Genomic DNA, 20,143 nt, shown 5'->3' with positions numbered 1-20,143 from the left:
ATCAATCCATTCCCTGTGCTTTGCGTTGAACCGGCTTGCGCAGCATGATGACCGCCACACCGCACAGAACGACTATGCCACCAATGATTTTAAGCAGCGAGAACGGCTCGTCAAATACAAGGAACGAACCCATCACACTGATCACCGGTGCCAACAGGGTCCAGGGCACAACAACATTTACATCCTGCGTCTTCAGCAAATGATACCAGAAGCCATACGCAACAATCGATGACATCACGACCGTAAAGGCAAGGTTTGCATATGCCACCCAGCTTGCGTTCATCACCGCTTCAAACCCGTTCGGCTCAAAAATCAGGGACATGATCAGCAATTGCGGGGCCGCCATCAGCGCCATCCAGCCATTCAGTTGGAAGGTATCAATGTCACCAAGCTTCTTGATCATGACATTGGCAACCGCCCACATGAAGGATGCAAACACCACGAGTAGCAGTGGTAATTGCAGTTCGGTCATGGTCGGGTCCCAGAACATGATGGTGACACCGATAAACGCCAGCGCCATACCCGAAAGCCGTTTCCAGCCCAGCCGGTCATTAAAGAAATAGGTCGCAAGCATCGACGAAAACGGCACGCCCAAAAGAATGATGATGGCGACCGGTCCGGCATCAATCATTGAAAGGGCATAGAACAGAACCCCGAAATGCAAACCGCCAAAGGTCACCGAGATCAGCGCAAGTTTGCCAAAACGTCCGCGCGGAACTTGCGTGAACGGGATCAACAGGATCGCCACAGCCGCAAAACGCATCGCTGTCAGGATGAAAGGCGGGATTTCACCAACCGCCCCTTTGACGGTCAGCATGTTCACGCCCCAAATGACGGCGACGGAAAAGGCCATAATTACGGCTTTGATCGGCATGACGGGGCCTTTCGGCAATAAGGGGCATTATAATGACCCCAAGAATATCAGATAGATACGCAACCCCGCCCAAGTTTTTTAGACGGGTTCCAGTCCCTTGATCCGATGTTTCAGCCCAAAGCACAAATGAGTTGTTTTCAACTCATGCCTAAACTGTCTTGAAATTCGCGTAAGCTTGGTCAGCCCTGACCAAGTTCCTCGCGCAGCATTTCAAGTTCCAGCCAGCGTTCTTCGGATGCTTCAAGTTCTGAGCGCGCAGCATCCAGTCGATCCACCTTTTTCTGGAAACCGTTCGGGTCCTTGGTGAACAGGCTGCTGTCAGAAAGCGCGTCCTCAAGGGTGGCGATTTCGGCTTCCAGTTTGGCCATCGCAGCAGGCAGATTGTCGTATTCGCGCTGATCCTTATAGCTCAGCTTGCCCGTCGGTTTTGATTTCGGTGCAGATGCCTGTGCGGCTTTTTTGACCTGTTTGGCCGCGGCCTTTTCTTCCTTGGCGGCCTCGGCGCGCGAAAGTCTGCGTTGGGCAATGTAATCGGAATAACCACCGGCATATTCAATGGCAGTCCCATCGCCTTCCATGACGATGGATGATGTCACAACGCGATCAAGGAAGTCACGATCGTGGCTGACCAAAAGAAGCGTGCCTTCATAGTCGCTCAGCATTTCCTGAAGCAGATCCAGTGTATCCATATCAAGATCGTTGGTCGGCTCATCCATGATCAGAAGGTTGGTCGGCTTGGCCAATTGTTTGGCCAGCAACAGCCGATTGCGTTCACCGCCTGAAAGCGCGCCGACCGGGCTTCTGGCCTGTTTTTCATCAAACAGGAAATCACGCAGATAGCTGACAACATGGCGCGGATTGCCGCGCACCATGACCTGATCGCCACCAACATCACACAGCGTATCCCAAAGGGTCTTGCTGTCATCAAGGGCGGCGCGTTTCTGATCGAAATAGCTTGGATTAAGGTTGGTGCCGATCTTGATCGTGCCGCTGTCAGGTTCGATCTGACCGGTCAGCATTTTCAAAAGCGTGGTTTTACCAGCCCCGTTCGGGCCGATAATGCCAACCTTGTCGCCACGTAAAATACGGGTCGAGAAATCAGCGATGATCTGACGGTCGCCAAATGATTTGGCGATATCGGTCGCTTCGATCACGACCTTGCCGGATGTCTCACCGGCATCGGCCGCAAGCGACACGTTGCCGATGCGGTCAACCTGTTGGGAACGCTGGGCGCGCATGTCATAAAGACGGCGCAGACGGCCCTGGTTCCGTTTGCGGCGGGCTGAAATACCCTGCACCGACCAGACGGTTTCCTGCGCAATCAGTTTATCAAGCTTGGCGCGTTCCTCGGCTTCCTTGCGATAGATTTCCTCGGACCATTCCTCGAACTGGGAAAAGTTGATCGCACCCTGATGCATCACACCACGATCAAGCCACAGCACACCATTCGATACGGCATTCAGGAATGCACGGTCGTGCGAGATCACCACAACAGCACCGCGGAAATTCTTGATTTCGCCCTCAAGCCATTCAATCGTCGGCAAATCAAGGTGGTTGGTGGGCTCGTCAAGCAACAGAACCTGCGGATCGGCAATCAGTGCACGCGCAATCGCGGCCCGGCGGCCTTCACCACCTGAAAGCTGTTTGGGGTCCGACTTCGGATCAATATCAACCGATGCCAGCAACATGTCGGATCGATAGGCATAATCCTGTTCATGGTCATCAAGGGCCGAAAGCACAAAATCCTCGACCGTGTCATAGCCGTCGAATTTCGGTTCCTGATTAAGGTAGGCCACCTTGCAGCCTGGCTGAACAAAGCGTTCGCCGCCATCGGGTTCGATTTCACCAGCGATGATTTTCAAAAGAGTCGATTTGCCACCACCATTGCGCCCGACAAGGCACAGGCGATCACGGTCGCCAATGGCAAATGACACATCAGAAAACAGATCATTCCCGCCAAAGGTCAGGTGAATGTCATTAATATTGATCAGCGGTGGCGCCATGGAAAAACCGACAAGTTTGAAAACAAAACAGGGTCACAGTGACCGGCCCCCTGCAAACAGCAATTCGCGCACCGTTGCAAGGGAAATCAACTTTGACAGAGATAATCGCGAAGATCGAACGCGCTAGCGGATACCGCGCTCTTTGCGGATTTGATCCCAGGCCGCATTGATCCGCGCCATCTTTTCGTTGGCCTGTTCGATGAATTCCGGCGGCATGCCCTTGGCCATCAGGGTGTCAGGATGGTTTTCGCGCGACAATTTCCGATGGGCCGATTTCAGGTCATCGTCACTGGCATCACGCGTCAGGCCAAGCTGCTCATAGGGATCCGGGCCGTCTGACGCGGTGAAGGCATGATGAACCCGTTCAAAGTCGACCTCGGCAAAGCCAAAGATATTGGCGACCTTTTTAAGGTAATCCTGTTCGGCCGGGTGCAGTTCGCCGTCGGCCATGGCGATTTGATAAAGCGCCTCGAGTACACCTTCAAGGATGGCACGTTCACCGCGAAACATGGTGGCTATCTGATGGGCATAAACCTCAAACCCGTCTGACGACGACCGCGCCATGTCAAAGATGCGACCGACATTCTTTTCTTCGCCCGGCGGGATATGGAACACGCGTTTGAAGGCGTTGACTTCATCGCGGCTGACATGCCCGTCAACCTTCGCCATCTTGGCGGCCAGCACGACCACACCGGTTGCAAAGGCGATCTGGCGGGGATCATGCCCGCCAATTTGCGGCCCGCGTGCATTGCTTTTGATCTTGTCAACGACATGACCGGCCGCCGCGCCGAGAATTGCACCCAATGGTCCGCCCAGGGCAAAGCCTGCAGTTCCGCCAATAATTTTGCCCCAGATGCTCATGGGTGATCTTCATCCTGTTTGTTGTAATCCGGCGCGGTCGATTGGCTGAATGGATAGGTGATTAATCGGTACCAATACCCGCGCAAAGCACAAACATAGTGCGCAGATGATGAAAAGAAATGACCTAATTTGCGGGAATTTTCGCCAAAGGTAGAGGGAATTAGTAATTAGTCTATACTTTAGTCTTTATATATCTACTGATGGTAGAATGTTTTATGGTTCTGAAAAACAAAATATAAAACCAAGAACCGGAAAATGAGGGGTGGAAGCATGTCTTTCTTGTCGCGAATGAAGCTGGTTTACCAGATCTCGCTGCTGAGCATCGTTGCTCTGGTGATTTTCGCTATTGTCGGGATCACACAATTCGTCGCCGATCAACAGCGCCAATCCGCGCAACTTCTTGCCAAGGCCGCGAGTGAAGACTCCCGGACTGTAAGTACCGTATCGCGCGCATTCCTTGATGCGCGTAGGCACGAGAAAGACTTTGTTATTCGACGAAGCGAGGAATATGTCACTGCCCACGCCGAAGCCGCCGCACAAATCCGGGCCGGTCTGGAAAAGCTTTCCGCGCGTGAAGAACTTGGTGACCTTCTTGAGCAGGTCGAGCAGGTCCAGACAGCCGTCAATAATTATGTGTCGGAATTCGCCACTGTCGTTGAACTGCAGCGCAAGGTTGGTCTAGACGAGAGTTCGGGCTTGCTTGGCGAAATGCGCAGTGCTGCTTCCGAAGTCGAAACTGCTTTGGCAGAAGTGGCCAAGCTTGAGGCGATGCTGGGACTGAGTGGCACCAAGGACCTGTCGATTGCCGTTTTACAGATGCGTCGCGATGAAAAGGATTTTCTCGCCCGTCTGGATCCGGCCTACGTCGAAAGTGTCGAAGCAACTTCCAAGCAGTTCTCGGCTGCGCTTGAGCGCGCCGGCAGCATTCAGGATGAAAAGAAACAGCAGCTTGGCAAGCTGATGGATTCATATCTGGCGGATTTCAAAACCCTTGCCGATGCCGTTCTTGAACGTGAAGAATCCCTGGAACGCCTCAGTGCATATTACGCTGCCGTCGAGCCGGTTCTGGAAACATTGGGCAATGAAGTCCGGACCGTTGCCGAAAACATGCAACAACGTGCCGAACAAATCGCGCATAGAGGGGTTCAGGTTACCTTTGCGATCTTTATCGCTGGTGCGATCATCATGATCCTGATGTCGATGGTACTTGCGCGTGCCATCGTGCGGGCTATCACCGGGTTGACCGACAAGATGGCCCGTTTGGCCAAGAACGATTTTGACGTCAAACTGGATGAAGCCGACCGCAAGGATGAGATCGGCGAAATGGGCCGGTCTGTGGTTGTCTTCCGCGAAAACGGTCTGGAGCGGCAAAAGCTTGAAGCCCAGCAACGCGAACTTGACGAAAAACAGCGCCAGCGCATTGAAAAGCAGGAGCAGCACATTCGCGAATTTGACGATGATGTCGTCGCAATGATGAGCGAAGTGGGGACTGCCGTTCAACAGCTGCATTCCGTCTCCGAAGTTCTGCGCAACAGTGCGGCCACAGCCAATGAACAGTCGACAACTGTTTCTGCGGGCAGCGAAGAAGCATCGTCAAACGTGCAACTTGTTGCAACGGCGGCGACGGAGCTTTCGGCGTCTATCCACGAAATTGCCGGTCAGATCAGCGATACTTCGAAAATGGCGGCGACGGCGAGTGATCGTGCCCAGACAACCAACGATGACATTCAGGGCCTGAATGCGGCCGCAGTCCGCATTGGCGAGGTCATCAATCTGATCAGCGATATCGCCGAACAAACCAACCTTCTGGCGTTGAACGCCACGATCGAAGCCGCCCGTGCCGGTGATGCTGGCAAGGGCTTTGCCGTGGTTGCCAGCGAGGTCAAAAACCTTGCCAATCAGACCGCCAAGGCGACCGAGGACATTTCAAGCCAGATCAATGATATCCAGCAAGCCACACAGTCGGCCGTCGATGCAATTGATAGCATCGTTCAGATGATCAAGGATATCAGCGAACGGGCATCTGCGGTGGCCGCGGCCGTCGAACAACAGACCGTTGCGACCAGCGAGATTTCCCAGAATGTCGAACAGGCCGCATCGGCAACCACCGAAATCTCAAACGCGATGCAGGGGGTTTCGTCGGCGGTGGCAGAAACCACCGAGGCTGCCGATGATGTGCGTGGTTCGGCCGATAACCTGGGTCGTCAAAGTGATGGTCTGAGTGAACGTATCGATAACTTCCTTGCAAGGATGCGCTCGATTTCATAGGCCGTCTGCAACAAGCATCATTTCACGTCTGCAACTGGAACAAGAGGAAAGAGCAATCTTTCCTCTTGTTTTGTTGTGCCTCACACCAAATGTGATTCAGTTGAGTAAGAAACAGGCACCGGGCAAGCATCAATTATGTCTTGCCACGGCTTAGAGGCCGAAATGGTTTCCCGACATATGGGGCAAGGTTCCCCGATTTGATCTGGCGGGCGCAATAGGTGTCTTCATTTCGTTGTTGAATAGAAACCTGCGCTGATGCCAGCGGGAGAACAGCTGTGGCAAAGGCGAGGCAACTGCTTGGGGGCCAAGATGAACTTTCTTTCCCGAATGAGACTTCTCTATCAAATATCGCTGATCGGCGGGGTGGCACTTTTGATCTTTATCGTCGTTGGTGCTGTGCAATTCATTGCCGAGCAACAAAGACGGGCCGCCGAAGAGGTTGCCGAGAGTGCGCTGGAGAACAAACTGGTTGCTGACGCTGTTTCGCGTGAATTCCTGAATGCACGTCGGCGGGAAAAGGACTTCCTGCTGCGCATGGATGAAAAATATGTTTCCCAGCATGCCAGTGTCGTCCAAGACGTCAATGCAGGCCTTGAGCAGCTTGAACAGGCGCCGGAACTGAGCGCGTTTGATGCGCAGCTCCAGGAAATCGTGACAGCCTTTGCCAACTATGACGCGAAGTTCGCAGTGGTTGTCGGTTTGCAGCGAGAAATCGGGTTGAACGAGGAAGAAGGGCTTCTGGGACGGTTACGTTCCTCGGTGCACAATGTCGAAGAGGCGCTCAAGAAATATAACGCCGACAATCTTACCGTAATCATGTTGATGATGCGCCGCCACGAGAAGGACTTTTTGGCACGCCTTGATCCAAAGTATGTCGGTCGGATCGATGACCGCCTTGCCGAGTTCGGACCGGCATTGGCCGCCTCAAACATTCCCGCCGACGAGCAGGATAAAATCACCGACTTGATGAAGTCATATGTTGCGGACTTCAAGGCCCTGTCTGAAAAGATCCTGCAACGCGAAGCAGAGCTCGGCTTTTTGTCCGACTATTATGCCGAGGCTGAGCCGATCCTTAATGAGCTCAGTCAGTCGATTGGCGAAATCGCACAGACCCAAAAGCAAAGAGCTGACAGCATTGCAGAAACCAGTCTGACAGTTTCGGTCATTATGTATTCAATCGGCGTTCTGGCGTTAATGGGGCTCTCGTTCTTGTTGGCACGCGCCATTGTCAGCGCGATCAGCGGTTTGACCAACAAAATGACTCGACTGGCTGAAAACGACTTTGATGTCGATATCAACGAAGTGAAGCGGGCGGACGAAATCGGCGAGATGGGGCGTGCGGTTCTGGTGTTCCGCGAAAACGGTATCGAACGCATCAAGCTTGAAGCAGCGCAAAAGGCAGAGGACGAGAAACGCCGCAAACGCATGGAGACTCAGGAACGCTATATTCAGGAATTTGATCAGGCGGTGGTTGCCGTCATGGCCGATGTCGGAATAGCGGTGGAGCAACTCCATCAGGTGTCGAACGTATTACGTAACAGTGCTGAGACAGCAACCAACCAGTCGATGGCAGTGTCTTCCGGTGCCGAAGAAGCCTCTTCGAATGTGCAGTTGGTTGCCACGGCCGCAACCGAACTTTCGGCATCTATCAACGAGATTTCCGGTCAGGTCACGGAAACGTCAACCATGGCACAGTCCGCAACCGAGCGGGCCCGCAATACCAACGACAATATACAGGGGCTTAATGATTCTGCGATCAAGATTGGCGAAGTCATCAGCCTGATCAGTGATATCGCCGAACAAACCAACTTGCTGGCGCTTAATGCAACGATTGAGGCCGCCCGGGCGGGGGACGCAGGCAAGGGCTTTGCCGTCGTCGCAAGCGAGGTGAAAAACCTTGCCAATCAGACGGGCAAGGCAACCGAGGAAATTACATCCCAGATCAACGATATCCAGCAGGCGACAAGCCTTGCCGTTGATGCAATCGACGAGATTGTCAAAATGATCTCCGACATCAGCGAACGTGCAGCTGCGGTGGCGGCCGCGGTCGAACAGCAAACCGTCGCCACCAGCGAGATTTCGCAGAACGTGGAGCAAGCCGCCGCCGGGACAGAGGAAATCTCGGCTGCCATGCAAGGAGTGTCTGCAGCTGTCAATGAAACCAACGAAGCGGCTGGTAACGTCAATGTTTCGGCCAACAACCTTGGTCAACAAAGCGGTGACTTGCGGTCGCAGATTGATGGTTTTCTCGAACGGATGCGCACACTTTAACGGTGAATTGCCGATAAGTATAAGGCGGCAGGGGCTTTACCTTGTCGCCTTTATCGCGATAAAATGCCGACAAACTTCCAATGAACCTGGTCGGAACCTATCTTGGTGACCGGGAATACTGCATTACAGGGAACGTCGGATGGCTGATAAAACACGTATCGTCTCATCGTCACATCTTGTCTCGGAACGCGCAGCCGAACTGTCGGAACTTGAATTTGCGTTGATCCTGTCAGGTAACGCATTTAACCGCTGGATGGTGCGGTGCATGCGTGCGGCGGGTATGCCCGATGTGTCGGTTCTCGATATTCTGGTGCTGCACAATGTCAATTCCCGTGAGCGGGAAAAAAGTCTGTCTGAAGTCTGCTTTGTCCTGAATGTCGAGGACAGCCATCTTGTGAACTATTCCCTTAAAAAGCTCCGCAAGCTTGGACTTGTCGAGGGTGTCAAACGCGGCAAGGAAGTGCATTACGCGACCACCAAGGACGGCCGTGAAATGTGCGAAAAATACCGTCAGGTCCGCGAGGATTGCCTGATTGAGACTTTCCAGCGGCTTGGCGTCAACAGCGAGGAAGTCGGGGATGTCGCCAAGACCCTTCGCGCAATTTCCGGCGTCTATGACCAGGCATCACGTGCCGCAAGTGCGATGTAAACCGCGCTGCTGCTGGTACTGGCGCTAAGGCTTGTCCTTCGCATCCCCGATGTCTGGGAGCAACACCTAGGGCTGAATTGGCAGCAGGGTGCGATTGTAGGTCGGGGACATCACGATTTCGTTGAAGCAAACCCGCATGGGTGCCCCGACGACATAAGTCACGATTTCTGCAAGATCGCTTGGCTTTAAAAGACGATCAAGCTCTTCCTGTTCTATCGGTACCGGTCGTTGCTGAAGGATCGGGGTGGCAACTTCGCCCGGTGAAATGCAGCAACAGCGGATGTTGTTGTGCAGTTCTTCCTGATTGATGCTGTGCGAAAGATCGACGACACCGCGTTTGGATGCAATATAGGCCGGGCCTGCGACCGGGAATTCATGCTTTGCGGCCCAAGACGCAATATTGATGATCAGTCCGTCTTGTTGATCGCGCATCAAGGGCAGGGTCGCGCAAACGGTGTTGGCAACACCGTTCAGATTGACGGCGACGATACGCTGCCAGTCTTTGATATCAAGATCGCGCCAATGCCGTTTCGGGGTGTTCACACCAGCACAGTTGATCAGCACATCAATTTTGCCCATCGCGCTTTTGATTTTCGCGACCGTTTCAAAAACCTTGTCGCTGTCACTGATGTCGAGCGGGTAAATTTCAACTTTTCCCCCGCTTGCCGCAATGTCATCTGCAACTTGCCGAAGTGTCTCTTCGCGCCGCGCCGAAAGGGCAACGTGCGCCCCGCCAGCCGCCAGAGATTTGGCAATTGCTTCACCGATGCCGCTACCGGCACCTGTAATCCAGACAGACTTCCCCGAAAGATCCGGCATTGGATTTTCCCCGCTTGTTATTTATTTGATCGCTAGTTGAATGCCCCCGGCAGCCAACAATAACAACAAAAATATCAGACGAACGGTCGGTTTTTGCGGGTTCACGCAGGTGGGGTTCTACGGTGTTGTTTCCCGGATTTCGCATATCTGCTATGAATTAAAGTTGACAATTTGTCGGCAAAATGTGATCAATGTGTCGGGAGGCTACTTTGGAGTCTCGATACGCGATAACGTGTATCGGCTTGCATCACACACAGGGAGACTTGAAAAATGTTGAAAAAAGCACTTTCGACTGTCGCAGTCGCAGCGATCACCATGTCAGCCGGCTTTGCATCCGCTGAAGAAACCTGGGACATGGCAACGCCTTATCCTGACGCGACTTTCCACACCCAGAACATCATCGAATTTGCCAAGGATGTGAATGAAGCATCTGGCGGTGAGCTGAGCATCACGGTTCATTCCGGTGGTTCGCTGTTCAAGCATGCTGATATCAAACGTTCGGTTCAGCGCGGCCTGGTGCCGATCGGCGAAACCCTGATTTCGCTGCTGGCCAACGAAAACCCGATCTACACCGTTGACGCGATCCCGTTCCTTGCAACGTCTTACGAAGACGCCAAGAAACTTTGGGAAGTATCGCGCGAAGGCATCGAAGCAGCCCTCGCAAAAGATGGTCTTAAAGTTCTTTATGCTGTTCCGTGGCCGGCTCAGGGCCTTTACACCGCAAACGAAGTTAACAGCGTTGCTGACCTCGATGGTGTCAAGTTCCGCGCCTATAACGCCACCACGTCCGAACTGGCATCTCTGACCGGCATGGTCGCGACCCAGGTTGAAGTTCCGGAAATCCCGACCGCCTTTGCAACCGGCATTGTCGAAGCAATGATCACCTCGCCGTCGACCGGTGCCAACTCCAAGGCATGGGACTTTGTTTCGAACTTCTATGACGTTCAGGCATGGCTTCCGAAAAACATGGTTATCGTAAGCGAAAGCGCATTCGATGGCCTGTCTGCTGACGTTCAGGCTGCTGTTCTTGAAGCCGCTGCCAAAGCCGAAACCCGCGGTTGGGAAATGAGCATGGCAGAAGCCGAAGAGAAAAAGAAAATTCTCTCTGAAAACGGCATGAACGTTGCTGCACCGAGTGCAGAACTCAAAGACGGTCTCGCAGCAGCTGGTGACAAAATGGTCGCTGGTTGGCTGGAAAAAACCGGAGATGAAGGCCAGGCCATCATCGACGCGTTCAAGAACTAAGCACCGGTTCTTGCCAATTGTCGGGGCCGGACGGCTGTCGTCCTCCGTTCGGTCCCGGACAATCCGCACATTTTAATGTTACTGTCCGTTAGGTACGATACGTCGCTTTGGGGATGATCGTTGGCGGAAAGGGGGACTGCTGTGCGCAGACTGCTAGATTATTTATTCAAATTCAGTGCCGTTTTGGCGGCCGCGTTCCTGGTAATCATTGCGCTGCTGATCCTCGCCCAGTCCTTGGGGCGTCTTGTCGGGATCGCCGTTCACGATGCCAATGAACTGGCCGGGTTCTCGCTTGCTGCCGGTACGTTCCTTGCCCTTGGTCCGGCGCTGCGCGCTGGCACCCACATCCGGGTCATGATTGTCCTTTCGCACCTCAAAGGTCGTGTCCGCCGGACAATGGAAGCGATCACGCTGTTGGCTGCGATTTATCTTGCCGGTTACTTCGCCTGGTGGATGGCGGTTCTGGCCGAGGAAAGCTTTTCGTATGGCGATAGCTCGCCCGGCGTTCTGGCCTTCCCGCTGTGGATCCCGCAAACCGCCATGGCCTTTGGACTGGTTGTCTTTACCATCGCCCTGCTCGAAGCATTTGTTGATCTTCTGGCTGGCCGCGAACCCGCTTTTGTCGGCGGCGAAGCGAACGATCTGAACGAGTAGGGGGCGGTCATGGACGTACTTCAAATCGGTCTTATCCTGATGGGCCTGCTGTTCCTGTTTCTGGGCGCTGGTCTGTGGGTTGCACTTGCACTTTTTGCCATTGGCGTCTTTGCCATTGATGTTTTCACCAGTGCGCAAACCGGTCCGATCATCGCGACCACAGCATGGTCAAGCCTTGCAACCTGGTCACTGGCACCGCTGCCACTGTTTATCTGGATGGGTGAAATCCTTTTCCGGTCCCGCCTTTCCGAAGACATGTTCACCGGGCTTGCGCCTTGGCTGAACAAACTTCCGGGTCGGTTGTTGCATGTAAACATTCTGGGCTGCGGTATTTTTGCTGCTGTCTCCGGGTCTTCGGCTGCGACAGCGGCCACCATCGGGCGCATGTCGATCCCCGAACTTCGTAAACAGGGCTATGCCGATAGCCTGATCCTCGGAACCCTTGCTGGGTCCGGTACGCTGGGTCTTCTGATCCCGCCGTCGATCATCCTGATTGTTTATGGTGTCTCGGCCGAGCTTTCGATTGCCCGTCTTTTCATTGCCGGTGTGATCCCCGGTGTCATGCTGATCATCATGTTCATGAGCTTCGTTGGCATCTGGGCCACGATCAACAAGGACAAGATGCCCGAAGCTGCCCCCAGCATTCCGTTTGCTGAAAAGATCCGTGCATCGGGTCGCCTGATCCCGGTCATCGTTCTGATTGCTGCTGTGATCGGCTCGATCTATGGCGGGGTCGCAACCCCGACAGAGGCCGCGGCGTTCGGTGTGGTCGGTGCATTGATCCTCTCAGGGCTCAGCGGGTCGCTTTCCAAGGAAAGCCTGCTTGATGGCATCATGGGTGCCACCCGCACGTCCTGCATGATCTGCTTTATCCTTGCAGGTGCGGCGGTGCTGACGGTTGCAATGGGCTTTACCGGTGTGCCGCGTGAATTGGCCGCATGGATCGCCCAGATGGAGCTGTCGCCTTATGCGCTGCTTGGTGCGCTGACGATCTTCTTTATCGTTCTGGGATGTTTTCTTGACGGTATTTCGGTGGTGGTTCTGACAACCTCTGTGATCCTGCCGATGGTGCAGGCCGCTGGCATCGACCTGTTGTGGTTCGGCATCTATGTCGTGCTGGTGGTCGAAATGTCACAGATCACGCCACCGGTCGGCTTTAACCTTTTCGTTCTGCAAGGCCTGACAGGCAAGAACCTGTTCAAGATTGCAGTTGCTGCCTTGCCATTCTTCTTCCTGCTGTTGTTTGCCGCCCTTCTGATCACCGTATTTCCGGGGATCGTTACCTGGCTGCCAACGCAAATGAGTGGCTAACAGTTCATGATTTGAACTGACCAAAATACTCGAATTTTCTGACTACAGATGCCTGAAGGAGTGAGCATCATGGCCCCGCTCGACCAAAATTCGCCCGCCTCGCAGACCACCGGACAGCCGAAATGGCAGTTCTGGATCGATCGCGGCGGCACATTTACCGATATCGTTGCCCGCAAACCCAATGGCGCGCTTGTCACCCACAAACTGCTGTCGGAAAACCCCGAACGGTATAAGGACGCCGCCATTCAGGGCATCCGCGAACTGCTTGAAGTTGCCGACGGCGAGAAAATCCCGGCCGAGAAAATCGAAGCCGTCAAAATGGGCACCACGGTTGCGACCAACGCCCTGCTCGAACGCAAAGGCGACCGCACAGTCCTGGTCACCAACAAGGGCTTCCGCGATGCGCTGCGTCTGGCCTATCAGAACCGCCCTCGTCTGTTTGATCGCAACATCATTCTGCCCGAAACGCTTTATGAAACCGTGATCGAAACCGCTGGCCGTTTTGACGCACAGGGTCATGAACTCGAAGGGATGGACCTCGATACCCTGCGGGCCGACCTGCAAAAGGTCTATGACAGCGGCATTCGTGCCTGTGCCATCGTTTTCATGCACGGTTATCGTTACACCGCGCATGAACTGGCCGCCGAAAAGGTTGCCCGTGACATCGGCTTTACCCAGGTTTCTGTCAGCCATCAGGTCAGCCCGTTGATGAAGCTGGTATCGCGCGGCGACACCACGGTGGTTGATGCCTATCTGTCGCCGATCCTGCGTCGTTATGTTGATCAGGTCGCCTCCGAACTGGGCGGCGTGAAATTGATGTTCATGCAATCCAATGGCGGTCTGACCGATGCGGTCAAGTTCCAGGGCAAGGATGCGATCTTGTCCGGTCCGGCTGGCGGTGTGGTTGGCATGGTGCGTACGGCTGAGATGGATGGCTTCAAACAGGTCATCGGTTTCGATATGGGCGGCACATCAACCGACGTTTCGCACTATGACGGCGAATACGAACGTGATTTCGAAACCCAGGTCGCTGGTGTGCGCATGCGCGCGCCGATGATGAAAATCCACACGGTTGCGGCCGGTGGTGGGTCGATCCTGCATTTCGACGGTGCGCGTTTCCGTGTTGGTCCGGACAGTGCCGGTGCAAATCCGGGGCCTGCGGCCTATCGTCGCGGTGGTCCGCTGGCGGTGACTGATATCAACGTCATGCTGGGTAAGGTCCAGCCGGACTTCTTCCCGAATGTCTTTGGCCCCGAAGGCGACGAGCCACTTAATGCCGATGCGGTTCGCAAGGGCTTTGAGGAAATGGCCGCTGACATCGAAAAGAACACCGGCCAGATCCGTACCCCCGAAGAAGTCGCCGAAGGCTTCCTGCGCATTGCGGTTGAAAACATGGCAAACGCCATCAAGCAGATCTCGGTCCAGCGCGGCTATGACGTCAGCGACTATATCCTGCAATGCTTCGGCGGTGCCGGTGGTCAGCATGCCTGTCAGGTTGCCGATACCCTTGGCATGACCAAGGTATTTGTTCATCCGTTCGCCGGTGTTCTGTCGGCATACGGTATGGGCCTTGCCGATATCCGTGCGATGCGTGAACAGGCGGTCGAGGGCAAACTTGCCGCTGAAGGCCTTGCAGATCTGGATAAGCAGCTTGATGCCTTGGCGGTTGATGCGCTCGCGGAACTGAAAGAACAGGGCATTTCGGATGACAAGATCAGCCTGCTGAAACGCCTGCATCTGCGTTATGACGGTACCGACACCCCGCTGATCGTTGATTTCGGCGATGTTGATGCCATCACGGCCCAGTTCGAAGAACAGCATAAACAGCGTTATGGCTTTGTCATGACCGGCAAGCCACTGGTGGTCGAGGCCGTCGCAGTTGAGGCGATTGGCGAAACCCAAAGCCTTCCGGCGTCGTCGGCTGAGCTTGATGGTGCGGAAGTTATGCTCAAGCCGCTTGCGACCCGTCCGGTCGTCTTTGATGGCAAAACCGAAGATACTCCGTTCTACAAACGTGAAAACCTGAAACCAGGTGCGACGGTCCGTGGTCCGGCGGTGATTGTGGAGCCGGTCGGCACCACCGTGATCGATCCGGGCTGGGAAGCCAAGGTGAATGGCCAGGATCATCTGATCCTGAACCGTGTTGTGCCGATGAAACGTTCCGAGGCGATTGGCACCCAGGCCGATCCGGTGATGCTTGAAGTGTTCAACAACCTGTTCATGAACATCGCCGAACAAATGGGTGTGACGCTTGCCAACACCTCATACTCGGTTAACATCAAGGAACGTCTGGACTTCTCATGTGCGGTGTTTGATCAGGAAGGCCTTCTGATCGCCAACGCCCCGCATATGCCCGTCCACCTTGGCTCGATGGGTGAGTCCGTTCAGGCGGTGATTAAAAACAACGACGGCAAAATGAAGCCGGGCGATGTTTATATGCTGAACGACCCGTATAACGGCGGCACGCACCTGCCTGACATCACACTGATCACCCCGGTGTTTGGCGATGATGGCAAGGAAGTGCTGTTCTATGTCGCATCGCGTGGTCACCATGCCGATGTTGGCGGTATTACGCCGGGCTCAATGGCGCCAAACTCGCGTGTTCTTGAAGAAGAAGGCGTTCTGATCAACAACTTCAAACTGGTTGATCAGGGCACGTTCGATGAAAAGGGCCTGACCGACCTTCTTGAAGGTGCCAAATATCCGGCACGTAATCCCTATCAAAATATCGCCGATCTGCGTGCACAGATCGCGGCCAATGAAAAGGGTGTGCAGGAACTGCGCAAGATGGTCGATCACTTTGGCCTTGATGTCGTGCATGCCTATATGCAGCACGTTCAGGACAACGCCGAAGAAAGCGTACGTCGCGTAATCGATGTTCTGAAAGACGGCGAATACACCTATGAAATGGACAATGGTGCGGTTGTCCGCGTCAAGGTCACCATCGATAAGGCAACCCGTTCGGCGACGGTCGATTTCACCGGCACGTCCGATCAGCTTGATAACAACTTCAACGCCCCGTCGGCTGTGACCCGCGCGGCTGTGTTGTATGTCTTCAGAACGCTTGTTGATGATGACATTCCGCTCAATGCCGGTTGCCTGAAGCCGGTCAATCTGATCGTGCCCGAAGGATCGATGCTTAACCCGCGTTATCCGGCCGCCGTGGTTGCCGGTAACGTTGAAACCAGCATGCATGTCACCGATACGCTGTATGCCGCCCTTGGCGTGCTGTCTGGTGGTCAGGGCACGATGAACAACTTCACCTGGGGCAATGATACGCACCAGTATTACGAAACCATCTGTGGCGGTACCGGTGCCGGTCCCGACTTTGATGGTACGGCAGCTGTTCATTCGCACATGACCAACTCGCGCCTGACCGATCCGGAAGTTCTTGAATGGCGTTTCCCGGTCCTGCTCGAAAGCTTTGAAATCCGCAAAGGATCAGGTGGTAAAGGCAAACACAAGGGTGGCGATGGTGCGATCCGTCGTGTGCGCTTCCTTGAAGACATGACAGCATCGATCCTGTCCAACCACCGTCGCGTGCCGGTTCAGGCCTGTGCGGGCGGGGAGCCCGGTCAGCTTGGCCGCAATGCTGTCGAACGCATCGATGGCACTGTGATCGAGCTTAAGGGCACCGATGGTGCGGAAATGCATCGGGGGGATGTCTTTGTCATCGAAACCCCGGGTGGCGGGGGCTACGGCAAGGCCTGATCGGCCCCTGCATCACCAGATGTCGCGGACCGGGAACGTGTTCCCCCCTTAAACACCTGTTTGTTTCCGGTCCCCAAAGCCGCCTTGCTTCCCTGTTGCAAGGCGGCTTTTTCTTGATGTTGGTTCAAACGTTCCCACATTCAGATCAAATGGGGGGCAATTAGGGTTTAGACCCTGAAATCAACGACATTGCCATTGAGGCCCGTGATCAAATCAACGATGATCATGGATGTTGCTGCTATCTCGGATACGAAGGGTCAGATGCCTCCCCGCACAAGGCGGCTTTTCGTGGATCAGATCGGCCTGAACAGGACAGGAAGAGAGCACCGTGAAATTCTTCATTTTGAACCAGCGCTACTTCGTGATGACGGGTGTTGTGGTTTTGGCTTTGGCCTCTGTGATCTTGGCGAGTGCCGTTGATGTCTGGTTCTGGGTGCCTGCGGTCATTTTCGGGTTGCTGGTGCTGGTTGGTATTCACGACCTGTATCAGAACAAGCATTCCATCCTGCGCAACTATCCGATCAGTGCGCATATCCGCTTCATCCTCGAAAGCTTCCGTCCGGAAATCCGCCAGTACCTTCTTGAAAGCGATCAGGACGAAATCCCGTTCAGCCGCCAGGCACGCGGTCTTGTCTATCAGCGCGCCAAGGGTGTCGAAGACAAACGCCCGTTTGGCACGATCGAAGAAGTCTATAAATCCGGCTATTCGTGGATTACCCATTCCGTCGCGCCCAAGCACATCACCGATACCGATTTTCGGGTGCGCGTTGGCGGCCCGCATTGCAAGCAGCCCTATGATTGCAGCCTGTATAATATCTCTGCCATGAGCTTCGGGGCGCTGTCGGGCAACGCAATTCTGGCGCTTAACAAGGGCGCCAAGAAGGGCGGCTTTGCCCATGATACCGGCGAAGGCAGCATTTCGCGCTATCACCGCGAAGGCGGTGGTGATCTGATTTATCAGGTGGCGTCGGGTTATTTCGGGGCGCGCAACGAAGATGGCAGTTTTTCCGAGGAAAAATTTGCCATAACCGCCGCCGACCCGCAGGTCAAAATGATCGAGGTAAAGCTTAGCCAAGGCGCAAAACCCGGCCATGGCGGCATGTTGCCATCGGCCAAAATCACCGCCGAAATTGCCGAAGCCCGCGGTATCCCGATGGGGCAGGATTGCGTGTCGCCCGCGGCACACAGTGTTTTCTCAACCCCGATTGGGCTGATGGAATTCATTGGCCGCCTGCGTGACCTTTCGGGTGGCAAGCCGGTCGGGTTCAAGCTCTGCATCGGGCATCGCCGCGAATTCATGTCGATCATAAAGGCGATGCTGAAAACCGGTATCACGCCCGATTTCATCGTCGTCGATGGCAAGGAAGGTGGCACTGGTGCCGCCCCGGTCGAATTTGCCAACCGGGTTGGCATGCCGATGCAAGAAGGCCTGACCTTTGTCCATAATGCGCTGCGGGGTGCTGGTGTTCGCGATCAGATCAAAATCGGCGCGGCGGGCAAAATCGTCTCGGCCTTTGATATTGCTCGAACGCTGGCGTTGGGGGCGGACTGGTGTAATGCCGCGCGCGGTTTCATGTTTGCACTTGGCTGTATTCAGGCCCAAAGCTGCCATACCAACTGCTGCCCGGTCGGGATCGCGACACAGGATAAAATCCGCCAACGCGCCCTTGATCCGGGTGACAAAAGCGAACGTGTCGCGCGCTTCCATAAAAATACCATGCATGCGCTGGCTGAAATCACCGGGGCGGCTGGTCTGACCGACCCGCGCAACTTCATGCCTTATCACTTCATGGTGCGCCAGAAGGACAACGAGTTTGTTGATGGCAACGAAGCCTATCCCTACCTGCCCGAAGGCTTCCTGTTGCAAGATACCGAACTTCCGGAACTCCATGAATGGCATTCCCGTTGGGAACGTGCCTCAGCTGAAACCTTCGATCCCAAGGAAATTCCGTTCGGCCCCTATAAACGGGCACAGGCGATTGCAGGGGAAAAAGCCGCGCAGTAGCATGGTTGCGAACCACGCCACCCAAACGGAGAGGACCAGATAGCACCAATGGTTGTTAAACGGATTGTCTCAAACTTTGCTGTGGATGATATCGCCAAGGCAGTTGCCTTCTACGAGGGCATTTTAGGCCTTGATACCGTAATGGATCATGGCTGGATCAGGACTTTTGCGGCAGCAGACCAAACCATGACCACACAGGTCAGTTTCGCCACCGAAGGTGGATCGGGGACACCCGTTCCCGACATGTCTATCGAGGTCGATAACCTTGATGATGTCCTTGGTAAAATGAAGGATGCCGGGATCGCAATCGAATATGGCCCGGCAGAAGAACCATGGGGTGTCAGGCGGTTTTACGTCCGCGACCCGTTTGGCAAGCTGGTCAATATTCTTGAGCACAAATGATCAAAACCCGGCTTTTGGGGCCGGGCTTTGCTACTAGCGTTGACATAGTTCTGCGCGAACCGCGAGCAATCCTTCACGGGTAATGCGGTAAGGTCCGCCGCGTTGTGATCGGATCAGTCGGCGTTTGCGCAGCTTCTTGAAGACTTCAAGCGTACAGGCGGTCAGAAACCAGCCGTCGCGGGTAATGCAATCTGCTTCAAGAACATGGTTTTTGCCGTCCTTGATCACTTTGATCAGGCCGCCTTGTGCGAGTGCATGCAACACGCGCTGTTCGTTCTTTGAAATATTCATCGGTCAGAGTCCGAAAACCAGTTGGGAAAACGGTTTTCGATCGGGACGGGCACAACAGTACCGGTCACGCGCACCCGGTTTAAGGTCGGGCAGGCGGTCCGATCTGCTGATCAGCGGTCTGGAAGCAGGAAAGACGCAAGGCTGTCAAACCGCGATCAGCGGCTGTGCCGGGACTCTGACATAAAATCTCCGATTAAGGTTCGGACGAAAAATTGTCCGATTGCGCGCATTTGTCAAGCGGCACGCTGCATTTCAATCATCGGGACTTTCTGGTCATTGATCGGGCCGGTGACCATAAAGCCGAACTTGCGGTAAAACGCCTTGGCGCGTTCATTGGCCGCCGGGACGGTCAGGCGCACATTGCTGCGCACACCGCGTTCGGCCAGGGCATCAAGGGCGGCAATCATCAATGCCTTGCCCGCACCAGTGCCTTGTGCTGCGGGATCAACAACGATCCAGCGGATTTCAGGGGCATCATGGATGGCAATGACATAGCCCAGAAGATTATCGTCGCGGGCGGCGACATAGACCGAGTGATTGTCAGACTGCACACTGGCGGAAAAGGCATCAACCGCCAATTCAATCACACTGCGGGCATGGATGCTGGTTGTCTCATCAAGGTCTTCGACCAGACAGCCGAGCTCTATCGTGCGTTCGGAAATCGCACGTATTTCAGGCAGGTCGTCTGCGGTGCCTTTGCGTATTTGCATGTCGTGCGCTCTAAGTCATTGTTCTTTCGGGTCAGACCCTTTGAGATCAGTTTCACTTAAAAACAATAC

At 54.6% G+C, this 20,143-nt stretch carries 15 protein-coding genes; 9 read left to right on the top strand and 6 right to left on the bottom strand.

Features of this window, described 5'->3' with window-relative positions:
• Position 1: 1 nt before the first annotated feature.
• The 3 genes from B2T33_RS07625 to B2T33_RS07615 form a co-directional block, all read right to left on the bottom strand.
• Positions 2–874 carry a DMT family transporter gene (locus B2T33_RS07625; RefSeq protein ID WP_286791632.1) on the bottom strand — a complete coding sequence of 291 codons (873 nt, stop codon included), beginning with the start codon at positions 872–874 and terminating at the stop codon, positions 2–4.
• A 179-nt stretch (positions 875–1,053) separates the two neighbouring features.
• Positions 1,054–2,877 (bottom strand): ATP-binding cassette domain-containing protein, encoded by a 1,824-nt coding sequence (locus B2T33_RS07620; RefSeq protein WP_286791631.1) that lies wholly within the window; start codon positions 2,875–2,877, stop codon positions 1,054–1,056.
• 123 nt (positions 2,878–3,000) lie between these two features.
• Positions 3,001–3,738 (bottom strand): TerB family tellurite resistance protein, encoded by a 738-nt coding sequence (locus tag B2T33_RS07615; protein ID WP_064779582.1) that lies wholly within the window; start codon positions 3,736–3,738, stop codon positions 3,001–3,003.
• Positions 3,739–4,008: 270 nt separating this feature from the next.
• Between B2T33_RS07615 and B2T33_RS07610 the strand changes: the two genes are divergently transcribed.
• The 3 genes from B2T33_RS07610 to B2T33_RS07600 all read left to right on the top strand — a co-directional run bounded on the left by B2T33_RS07610 (position 4,009) and on the right by B2T33_RS07600 (position 8,926).
• On the top strand, positions 4,009–6,006 hold the full coding sequence (locus B2T33_RS07610; protein ID WP_286791630.1) for a methyl-accepting chemotaxis protein: 1,998 nt from the start codon (positions 4,009–4,011) through the stop codon (positions 6,004–6,006).
• A gap of 327 nt (positions 6,007–6,333) precedes the next feature.
• Positions 6,334–8,277: a methyl-accepting chemotaxis protein gene (locus B2T33_RS07605; protein ID WP_286791629.1), complete on the top strand. Its 1,944-nt coding sequence runs from the start codon at positions 6,334–6,336 to the stop codon at positions 8,275–8,277.
• Positions 8,278–8,416: 139 nt separating this feature from the next.
• A complete protein-coding gene (locus B2T33_RS07600; protein ID WP_063088853.1) occupies positions 8,417–8,926 on the top strand; it encodes a winged helix DNA-binding protein in 510 nt (169 codons plus the stop codon).
• A gap of 66 nt (positions 8,927–8,992) precedes the next feature.
• Here the strand turns inward: B2T33_RS07600 and B2T33_RS07595 are convergent, their stop codons facing one another.
• Entirely contained in the window at positions 8,993–9,745 is a 753-nt protein-coding gene (locus B2T33_RS07595) for an SDR family oxidoreductase (RefSeq protein ID WP_286791628.1), read from the bottom strand.
• Between the two features lie 270 nt (positions 9,746–10,015).
• On the opposite strand from B2T33_RS07595, the gene B2T33_RS07590 reads away from it, so the two are divergent.
• From B2T33_RS07590 to B2T33_RS07565, 6 genes are all read left to right on the top strand, one after another.
• A complete protein-coding gene (locus tag B2T33_RS07590; protein WP_008889616.1) occupies positions 10,016–10,990 on the top strand; it encodes a TRAP transporter substrate-binding protein in 975 nt (324 codons plus the stop codon).
• A 141-nt stretch (positions 10,991–11,131) separates the two neighbouring features.
• Positions 11,132–11,644 (top strand): TRAP transporter small permease, encoded by a 513-nt coding sequence (locus tag B2T33_RS07585; protein WP_197145586.1) that lies wholly within the window; start codon positions 11,132–11,134, stop codon positions 11,642–11,644.
• Positions 11,645–11,653: 9 nt separating this feature from the next.
• Positions 11,654–12,955 (top strand): TRAP transporter large permease, encoded by a 1,302-nt coding sequence (locus tag B2T33_RS07580; protein ID WP_197145585.1) that lies wholly within the window; start codon positions 11,654–11,656, stop codon positions 12,953–12,955.
• A gap of 69 nt (positions 12,956–13,024) precedes the next feature.
• Positions 13,025–16,666, top strand: coding sequence for a hydantoinase B/oxoprolinase family protein (locus B2T33_RS07575; RefSeq protein WP_197145584.1), 3,642 nt, complete (start codon positions 13,025–13,027; stop codon positions 16,664–16,666).
• 328 nt (positions 16,667–16,994) lie between these two features.
• Entirely contained in the window at positions 16,995–18,671 is a 1,677-nt protein-coding gene (locus B2T33_RS07570; protein WP_008889620.1) for an FMN-binding glutamate synthase family protein, read from the top strand.
• A 48-nt stretch (positions 18,672–18,719) separates the two neighbouring features.
• On the top strand, positions 18,720–19,073 hold the full coding sequence (locus B2T33_RS07565) for a VOC family protein (protein ID WP_197145583.1): 354 nt from the start codon (positions 18,720–18,722) through the stop codon (positions 19,071–19,073).
• Positions 19,074–19,106: 33 nt separating this feature from the next.
• On the opposite strand, the gene B2T33_RS07560 is transcribed toward B2T33_RS07565, so the two are convergent.
• Together B2T33_RS07560 and B2T33_RS07555 are read right to left on the bottom strand one after the other, a co-directional pair.
• The gene (locus B2T33_RS07560; RefSeq protein ID WP_197145582.1) at positions 19,107–19,364 is read right to left on the bottom strand and encodes a YjhX family toxin; all 258 of its coding nucleotides are present in this window, start codon (positions 19,362–19,364) and stop codon (positions 19,107–19,109) included.
• 233 nt (positions 19,365–19,597) lie between these two features.
• Complete coding sequence (locus B2T33_RS07555) at positions 19,598–20,074, bottom strand: GNAT family N-acetyltransferase (RefSeq protein WP_197145581.1); 477 nt, start codon at positions 20,072–20,074, stop codon at positions 19,598–19,600.
• Positions 20,075–20,143: the final 69 nt, after the last annotated feature.

The organism is Thalassospira sp. UBA4513 (genome assembly GCF_002388495.1).
Taxonomy (GTDB): Bacteria; Pseudomonadota; Alphaproteobacteria; order Rhodospirillales; family Thalassospiraceae; genus Thalassospira; species Thalassospira tepidiphila.
Note: the sequence above shows the minus strand (reverse complement) of the source record. Positions and strands in the feature narration are given on the sequence as shown.

Coding starts and splice junctions, on each gene's coding strand:
- B2T33_RS07625 (WP_286791632.1), bottom strand. CDS start 874: ATGCCGATCAAAGCCGTAATTATGGCCTTTTCCGTCGCCGTCATTTGG.
- B2T33_RS07620 (WP_286791631.1), bottom strand. CDS start 2,877: ATGGCGCCACCGCTGATCAATATTAATGACATTCACCTGACCTTTGGC.
- B2T33_RS07615 (WP_064779582.1), bottom strand. CDS start 3,738: ATGAGCATCTGGGGCAAAATTATTGGCGGAACTGCAGGCTTTGCCCTG.
- B2T33_RS07610 (WP_286791630.1), top strand. CDS start 4,009: ATGTCTTTCTTGTCGCGAATGAAGCTGGTTTACCAGATCTCGCTGCTG.
- B2T33_RS07605 (WP_286791629.1), top strand. CDS start 6,334: ATGAGACTTCTCTATCAAATATCGCTGATCGGCGGGGTGGCACTTTTG.
- B2T33_RS07600 (WP_063088853.1), top strand. CDS start 8,417: ATGGCTGATAAAACACGTATCGTCTCATCGTCACATCTTGTCTCGGAA.
- B2T33_RS07595 (WP_286791628.1), bottom strand. CDS start 9,745: ATGCCGGATCTTTCGGGGAAGTCTGTCTGGATTACAGGTGCCGGTAGC.
- B2T33_RS07590 (WP_008889616.1), top strand. CDS start 10,016: ATGTTGAAAAAAGCACTTTCGACTGTCGCAGTCGCAGCGATCACCATG.
- B2T33_RS07580 (WP_197145585.1), top strand. CDS start 11,654: ATGGACGTACTTCAAATCGGTCTTATCCTGATGGGCCTGCTGTTCCTG.
- B2T33_RS07575 (WP_197145584.1), top strand. CDS start 13,025: ATGGCCCCGCTCGACCAAAATTCGCCCGCCTCGCAGACCACCGGACAG.
- B2T33_RS07565 (WP_197145583.1), top strand. CDS start 18,720: ATGGTTGTTAAACGGATTGTCTCAAACTTTGCTGTGGATGATATCGCC.
- B2T33_RS07560 (WP_197145582.1), bottom strand. CDS start 19,364: ATGAATATTTCAAAGAACGAACAGCGCGTGTTGCATGCACTCGCACAA.
- B2T33_RS07555 (WP_197145581.1), bottom strand. CDS start 20,074: ATGCAAATACGCAAAGGCACCGCAGACGACCTGCCTGAAATACGTGCG.